This is a genomic window from Bacteroides sp. HMSC067B03, assembly GCF_001811315.1.
Classification (GTDB): domain Bacteria; phylum Bacteroidota; class Bacteroidia; order Bacteroidales; family Bacteroidaceae; genus Bacteroides; species Bacteroides faecis.
In genome coordinates this window covers 1-1689 of record NZ_KV804221.1, presented here as the reverse complement: position 1 = coordinate 1689, position 1689 = coordinate 1, and the positions used below count along the sequence as shown (strand labels likewise).

Below are 1689 nucleotides of genomic sequence, written 5' to 3'. Positions count from 1 at the left end.
TGCATGTATCTGACGTTATTTTTTCCGGACGTGATTACAATGAAATCATAGCCGCACTCGATTCTTTGGCAGGACGTTTTTTTACTTACGAAGATGACGAGGAATGGTGGAAGTGCGGATTTATATCTAACCCAAAATATAAAAAACGCACTGGCATTATAACCTTTCGTGTGTCTAACGACCTTTGGGATGTGTTTACCAAGTTCGCCAAGGGGTACAGAGAATTTGAGTTAAACAAGGCTCTTGCGCTACCTACTGGGTATTCCCTTAGGTTTTACATGTTAATGAGTGGGCAGGTGTACCCTTTGGATATATCCCTTGAAAACTTGAAAGACCGTCTTGGCATACCTGCGGACAAATACAAGGACAAGAACGGAAAAGACAGAATAGATCATTTTGAGGAAAGAGTTTTGAAACCAGCAAAGGCTGCGCTTGATGAGAGCTGCCCATACACTTTCAACTACGTGAAAGTGCGTGAAAACCCAAACAACAAACGTAGCAAGGTGACCGGGTTTAGGTTCTACCCGGTCTATCAACCACAGTTCAGAGATGAAGAACTGGAAGGGAAAGAATTGCAAGCAAAGGTTACAGCACGATATCAGATAGACAGCCATGTGTACGAGTACCTCCGTTATTCCTGCGGCTTCACATCGGAAGAGATAAACCGGAACAAAGAGACATTCATAACGGCACAAGAAAAGATAACCGACCTTATCGGAGAACTGGCTCTCCTAAACGGAAAATCACGAGAAAAGAACAATCCGAAAGGGTGGATTATAAACGCCCTTAAAGGGAAAATCAAGGATAAGTAACAAGATTACCCGGCTGAAACACTCCGGGTAATCTTGTCAAATCAGAGGAACGATTTCCATTTCTACACCAAGTTCTTTCATCTGCTGTTGTATTTCCTCGCTGCTTAGTTTCTCTCTCGCCAGTGCAAGCCCATGAAAGGCGTCCCAGCCTGCCGGCTTCGAAACGATACTACCGTTTAGGACGGCATGGGTGATTTCGCCGCCGGACTTCGCACCCTTGTTCAGTATGAAGAAGAACCGGGGTTCTTCGTGTTCCGTTGTTCCCATAATTCGTAAAGTTAGATGTTTATTTATTCCCCTTTTGTTCCCTTGCCTGCTCTTGGTAGTATTCATAATACTGCTTGTAGTTGTCCCGGTCTTTGGCTGCATCCGTCCAAAGATAGCACATGAAACAAGCGAACAATAGGGAGATAACAGCACAAAGGATTGAGTAGAACGAAATTCGTTTGTCCACATAACCGCCGTTTTTCATTCTGTACCCCTGCCGTTCAAAGTCCGCCAACACGTTTTTTAGGCGATTTTCGGCACTTTCAAGGCTTTTCCCGTCTATTTGTACCTTTCGGGCTGTTGCGTCCTCTATGCGCTTCGTATAGACTTCAACACGCTTTAGTTCTTGATACACCAGTTCTACCGCAAGCTGCGGGTTTACCCTTGGCGTTGTATCTTTTCTTTTCCGGGGGCTGTACTGTCCCTGCTTAACGTTGGAAGCTGCCGCTTCCGGGTGTGAGTTTGTTTCCATGAGATATGTTCATTGAGTTGCACTTCAGTTTGCTTTGTGTCCGCTCGATATGGGCGAGAGTGTAGCCTTTCCCTATCTCGCTTGCCTTATACTCCGTACCGCTTCGGGCTGTGACATAGTAGCCGTTAAGTTTCCCGG

Annotated in this window: 3 protein-coding genes and 1 pseudogene; 1 reads left to right on the top strand and 3 read right to left on the bottom strand. The window is 45.5% G+C overall.

Translation table 11 applies throughout. The annotated features are described in order from the left end of the window. Positions 1–812 (top strand): replication initiation protein (locus HMPREF2794_RS00025; protein WP_070750458.1); only part of this gene is annotated, 812 nt, incomplete at its 5' end. Between the two features lie 36 nt (positions 813–848). On the opposite strand, the gene HMPREF2794_RS00020 is transcribed toward HMPREF2794_RS00025, so the two are convergent. The 3 genes and pseudogenes from HMPREF2794_RS00020 to HMPREF2794_RS27370 form a co-directional block, all read right to left on the bottom strand. Further along, positions 849–1079, bottom strand: a complete 231-nt coding sequence (locus HMPREF2794_RS00020; protein WP_004295510.1) for a hypothetical protein — start codon at positions 1077–1079, stop codon at positions 849–851. Positions 1080–1098: 19 nt separating this feature from the next. Next, positions 1099–1551 (bottom strand): mobilization protein MbpC, encoded by a 453-nt coding sequence (gene mbpC / locus HMPREF2794_RS00015; protein WP_004295511.1) that lies wholly within the window; start codon positions 1549–1551, stop codon positions 1099–1101. Beyond that, positions 1508–1689: pseudogene (locus HMPREF2794_RS27370) on the bottom strand (mobilization protein); the annotation flags it as partial. The pseudogene HMPREF2794_RS27370 and the gene mbpC, both read right to left, overlap by 44 nt.

Bases quoted from the DNA above. Each gene is read 5' to 3' on its own strand.
- HMPREF2794_RS00020 (WP_004295510.1), bottom strand. From the start codon at position 1,079: ATGGGAACAACGGAACACGAAGAACCCCGGTTCTTCTTCATACTGAAC.
- mbpC (WP_004295511.1), bottom strand. From the start codon at position 1,551: ATGGAAACAAACTCACACCCGGAAGCGGCAGCTTCCAACGTTAAGCAG.